General features: G+C 40.3%; 1 protein-coding gene (cut by a window edge). It reads left to right on the top strand.

Annotated elements, in window-relative coordinates; genetic code table 11:
- The first annotated feature begins 105 nt into the window (after positions 1-105).
- Positions 106-6,000: the 5' end (the start) of an Ig-like domain-containing protein gene (locus AACS98_RS12715; RefSeq protein WP_304439106.1), read on the top strand. 22,785 nt of this gene lie beyond the right edge of the window; 5,895 of the gene's 28,680 nt are visible here — the first part of the coding sequence; its start codon is at positions 106-108; its stop codon lies off the right edge, out of view.

Genomic DNA, 6,000 nt, shown 5'->3' with positions numbered 1-6,000 from the left:
CTCAACTCCAGATTAACTAGAAAAATCTATCGTTTTAGTGGAAATGCAGGACAACAATTATTTTTTGACTACCTAAATAGCAGCAATAGTAATGTTAACTGGAGAGTGTACGGCAGTAGTCAGAGAGTATTAGCTGATGCTGATTCTTTCACTGACTTTAGGTTTGTTATCCCCGAAAATGGTGACTATTGGTTAGTGCTGGATGGTAGTTCTGCAATTGATAACAATAATTATAGTTTTAGAGTATCGACAATCACGACTAATAGCCAAGATTTAATTATCGGTAATGTTGTAGAAGGGAAACTATTAACACCAGCAGAACAACAAATTTACACCTTTACGGGAAGCATCGGACAACAGTTAGTTTTTGACAGTCTGTTTAATTCGCCTACTGGTATCAATGTCCGCTTAGTCAGTCCTAGTCAAAATACTATTTTCAACCAAAGTGTACGTAATGATTTGATGCCTATCATACTGAGTGAACAAGGCATCTATCAACTGATTATTAGTAGCGGTAGTCAAACCGTTGGCGATTATAAATTTCAACTATTAGATTTAGCAGTTCACACCGAATTACTTCAGTTTAATACTGCCAATCCAATTACAGGTAGTATAGAATCTGGTTTGGCTACTAAAATTTATCGCTTTAGTGGTACTGCTGGACAACAATTATCTTTTGATCGCCTGAATGTTAGTAATAGTAATGTCACTTGGACAGTGTATGGTAGTAGCCAGAAGATACTAACCTCTATTAATTATCTCAATGACTTTACTCTAGTTCTCCCAGAAACAGGTAATTATTGGTTAGTTCTGGATGGTGAAAATTCCAGTGGTAATATAACTTATAGTTTTCAAGTAACAGCCCAAAATAACCCCTCTGTTGTGCAGTCTGGGTTTGGAATAGTGCAGACTGGAGCTATTACTGTTGGTCAACAGGTAGAATATACCTTGAGTGCTGCGGCTGGACAGTTATTTTACTTTGATGGGTTGAGTGGTAGTAATATTGTTGCAGATTTGTACTATGGTTCTAGCCAAGGACAGGCAATATTTACCAGTCAATCTACTGTAGGCGATCGCGGTATTATTGTTTTACCCAGTTCTGGAAACTATACCTTACGAATCAGAGGGTCAAATACTAATAGTTCAGGTAGTTATAGTTTCCGTATTTTAGACCCATTAGCCGCAAGCAATCAGAATGTTATTCTACTGGATCAACCAGTAAAAAGCCTATCAGGAAGTCTCCCAGGTCGGGAAACTAAATATTACCGTTTTAATGGCACTGGTGGACAAATACTTTTCTTTAATTCCCTAGCTAATAATAGCGGTAGTGCTAATTGGCGAGTATATGGTTTAGATGGTGAGGTAATTGGTAATGCTCAACTCAGTACCGATTTTCAGGTAATATTACCGAAAACAGGCGACTACATTTTACAGATAGATAGTAGTCTGGATACAGCCTTAAACTTTAACGTTGAAATTGTTCAACCAAAAACCACCACCACAGCGATCGCCATTGGGAATAAAATTGATGGTGCGATTGTCAACGCAGGCGATCGCCAGATATATACTTTTACAGGGACAGTAGGACAACGCCTAATTTTTGATGGTTTGTCTACAACTAATAGTAACGTTTCCGCCCGGTTACTCAGTCCTAGCAACATCGAAGTATTCAGCAGAGGACTAAATGATGACCAATCACCATTTACTTTAGCAGAAGCCGGTACTTATCAATTAATTATCGACCCCAGTGGCGATAATAGAGCTACCTACAGTTTCCGTATTTTAGACCCCATCATCGCCAGCAATCAGAATGTTATCCTACTGGATCAACCAGTCAAAAGTATTACAGGAAATCTCAACAGTCGGGAAATTAAATACTACCGCTTTAGTGGGACTGGTGGACAGAGACTGTATTTTAATTCCCTAGCTAATAATAGTGGTAGTGCTGATTGGAGAGTATACGGTTTAGATGGTCAGGTAATTGGTAATGCTCAACTAAACGCAGATTTTGAGGTAATTTTACCTAAAAACGGCGATTACCTCTTAGAAATTGATAGTAACACTGATACAGCGTTAAGTTTTAACCTGCAAATTGTTCAGCCGGAAACCACTACCACCGCGATCGCTCTTGGGAATAAAATTGAGGGTACAATTGCCAAACCAGGCGATCGGCAGATATATACTTTTACAGGTGCAGTAGGACAACGCCTAATTTTTGATGATTTATCTACAACTAACTCTAGTGTTTTCGCTCGGTTACTCAGTCCTCATAACATTGAACTGTTCAACACTAGACTCAACGATGACCAATTTGCTCTCACCTTAGCAGAAAGCGGTACTTATCGCTTAGTGATTGACCCCAGTGGTGATAATACAGCTACCTACAGTTTTAGACTATTAGACCCAGCCACCGCTACCCCTATCAATTTAGATACCCCACTTTCTGACACTCTGACTCAGGGAACAGATATCAAATTCTATCGTTTCAACGCCACGGCTGGACAGCGACTTTATTTTAATTTCAATGCTAATGCTAGCAGTAGTGCATATTGGGCGGTTTATGGGCTGGATAATGCCGCTTTAAACAATATTAATGGCATTCATAGTGATTTTGAGTTAATATTCCCCACAACAGCAGAATATATTCTCTTATTGGATGGTAACAGCACTAACCCCTTATCTTACACCTTGGAGTTAGTCACCCCCAGAAGTGTGACCTTCGACCTAGAAAATAATACTGTACCCATTGCCAGAAACGATGAATTTACTGCACGGTTAAAAATTCCTTTCAATCTCAACAGTATTTTAGCTAATGACTTTGATTTTAATGGCAACCCCTTAAATATCATTGGCTTTACGCAACCAACTAAAGGCATAGTTACACAAAACCCTGATGGCAGTTTAACTTACACCGCCACAAATTTAGGTGAGGATAGCTTTACCTATACTATCAGTGATGGACAAGGGGGAACAGACACCGCCACAGTTAAACTGACAGTTACACCACCTTTATTATCATTAGATAAACTCGCTACTGGTAGCGGGTTCTATAATGTTGGTTCAGAAACCTTCCCCTTTGATAACGTTACAGATGGTCGTCTTAATGATACTGGAACAGGTGGAGACTGGTCTTTCTGGCTAACTCGCAACAATACAACCGACTTCTTTACTGTAGACTTGGGTGCAGATTTTATCATTAATCGCATCGACCTGCAAAACACCCATAACCGAGGATTTAACGACCGGGGTACAAAGGATTTCCGCATCAGTGTATCTAGTGATAATATCACCTTTACCCCAGTTTTAAGCGATACTTTAGATAACGTCTACAACACTGGGAATAATATCCCCATTGAAACCTTTGGGATTAATAATGTTGTAGCTCGCTATGTGCGGTTTGAGGTATTATCCTTCTATGGTAGTGGTGGCGGGTTAAATGAAATTTTCATTTATGGACAGTCAGAAGTTACCAATTCACCACCGATAAATATTGAACTCAGTCAGACCAATATCCCCGAAAATAGCCCACCGGGGACGCTGGTAGGAAGTTTGAGTACCACAGACTTAGATGTAGATGATACCCATACCTACGAGTTATTATCAGGGAGTGACCCCAGGTTTATCTTAGTTAATGGTAATGAGATTCGGGTTGCTGCTGGTGCAGTTCTCGACTATGAAACCCGTCCCACCAACGGCTATAAAATTAATGTTCGTAGCCAAGACCAAGAAGGGTTAAGTATTGATAAAACCTTAACTATTAATGTCACCAATGTTAATGAAGCACCAAGTAACATTAACTTAAGTGGAAATACAGTTGCAGAAAATCGCGCCAATGGTAGTTTCATCGGGAGTTTTAGCACCATTGACCCTGACGGTGGCAACTTTATTTATACCTTCACCCAAAATGAGAATAATCAACTCAATAACGCTGGGGGACGGTTTGCAATTCAAGGAAATCAGTTAATAGTTGCCAATGGTGCATTATTAGACTTTGAAACTAACCCTACTCATGTAATTGAAGTTCAAACCCAGGATAATGGCAATTTGACTTATAGAAAAACTTTCACGATTACGGTTAGTAATGTCATTGAGTCAGATTTAACAGTTAGTTTTGCTCCCACTAATCCCTTACCGAGTACCGCAACTTTAGGGAGTACGTTAAATATTAACTGGATTGTCAGCAATATTGGGATTGATGCTACCACAAATACAAGCTGGCGCGATCGCATCTACATTTCCACAGATACCACCCCTAGCAATGACGACATCCAATTTACCCAACTTATCAGTAATTTATCCTTAGCCAGTGGTAGCAACTATAGCCGTATCTTACCCATCAACTTACCGATAGATGGTTCATTAATCGAAGGACAACAGTATTACATCCTCGTAGAAACCGATGCTGGCAAAGTTATCACCGAAACCAACGAAACGAATAACTTAATTCAACACGCCATCACCTTTAATTTACCCACACCCGCCGACTTAGTTGTCACCAACATTAACAATAACTTCCCCACCCTAGCCACACCAGGGGATAAATTTACTGTTAACTGGACAGTAGTTAACCAAGGAATAGGAAACATTAGCACCCCTTGGACAGACAGACTTTATTTATCTACTGACGGGACATTAAATAACGCCATTGCTATTGGCAGTGCGACCCGTAATAGTGTATCCTTGGGCAGCATTTCCACTCAAGTAACTATTCCTACCACGATTGCAGACGGGGAATATTCCTTAATCGTCGTCACAGATAGCGAAAATCAAGTATTTGAAGGCAGTTTAGATAACAATAACCTCAGCGTCGCCACTCAAAAGATTATCGTTAATCGTGCGGATTTAGCAGTTAGTAATGTTACTGTTACTTCATCCATTCCACTGCCTAACTCTGTCGTCACAATTCCCAATTCTGTACCCTTTACCGTTGGTTGGACTGTCACCAATACTTTACAAGCTAGTGGTACAGGTTCAGTTAATAGCTGGGTTGACCGTTTAATTGCTTCCACCGATGAAATTATCGGTAACTCTGATGACCGCATTATCGGAGAATATAACCGTACAGGGTTCTTAAATCCCGGTGAATCTTACAACCGTAGCGAAACCATCAACCTACCATTAGGCTTTACCCAAGGACGGTATAATCTTTACGTTCAAACCGACCCCAACACCAAAATCTTTGAAGTCAACGAAAGCAACAACCAAAATAAAGCATCCCTATTCCTTGATATTACACCCACACGCTACGCAGATTTAATCGTCACTCAAGCCACCTCAGACCCATCAGGGGAAGGAGGAAATAAACTCAATGTCTCCTTTACCATTAAAAACCAAGGTATTGGCATTACCAATCTTGGTAGTTGGATTGATAGAGTTAGACTCACCAGCGATGCAGAAGGTAAAAATACCGTTAGAGTTTATACCTTTGAGCATTTTGGCGCACTGGCGGTAGATAATACTTACAGCCGTGACGTACAACTAGATTTACCCAATGGTTTAAGCGGTACATTCTATGTAGCGGTGGATGCTGGCACACCCTTTGAATTTATCTACGGTAGCAACGGCATCCTTAACAATAACACCTTTGTTCTACCTAACTCCGTCAACATTATTAGCCAGTCTAACCCACCGGATTTAGTAGTGACAGAAGTTGTTACACCTCAATATGTGCAGTCCGGTGATACTATTGATATTGCTTGGACAGTGCGAAATCAAGGCACAGGTGCAGCTGTTGGTAGTTGGGTAGACCAAATCGCCTTAGTCGAAGCAAATAACCCGAATGCTAGACCGATTATCTTAGCCAGCTATACTTACAATACGCCTTTAAATGCCACCAGTAACTACACTCGTACTGAACGGATTAGAATTCCGGCAGAAATTAGCAATCAACCCTTCCAAGGTTTATATCAAGTAGAAGTCATTACTAACCAAACTGGTAGTTTATATGAAGGCACAGCTACCAGCAACAACCGACGATTAGATGGTGATACTGTCACTATT

It is taken from the genome of Anabaena sp. CA = ATCC 33047 (assembly GCF_963870205.1).
GTDB lineage: Bacteria > Cyanobacteriota > Cyanobacteriia > Cyanobacteriales > Nostocaceae > Trichormus.
Note: the sequence above shows the minus strand (reverse complement) of the source record. Positions and strands in the feature narration are given on the sequence as shown.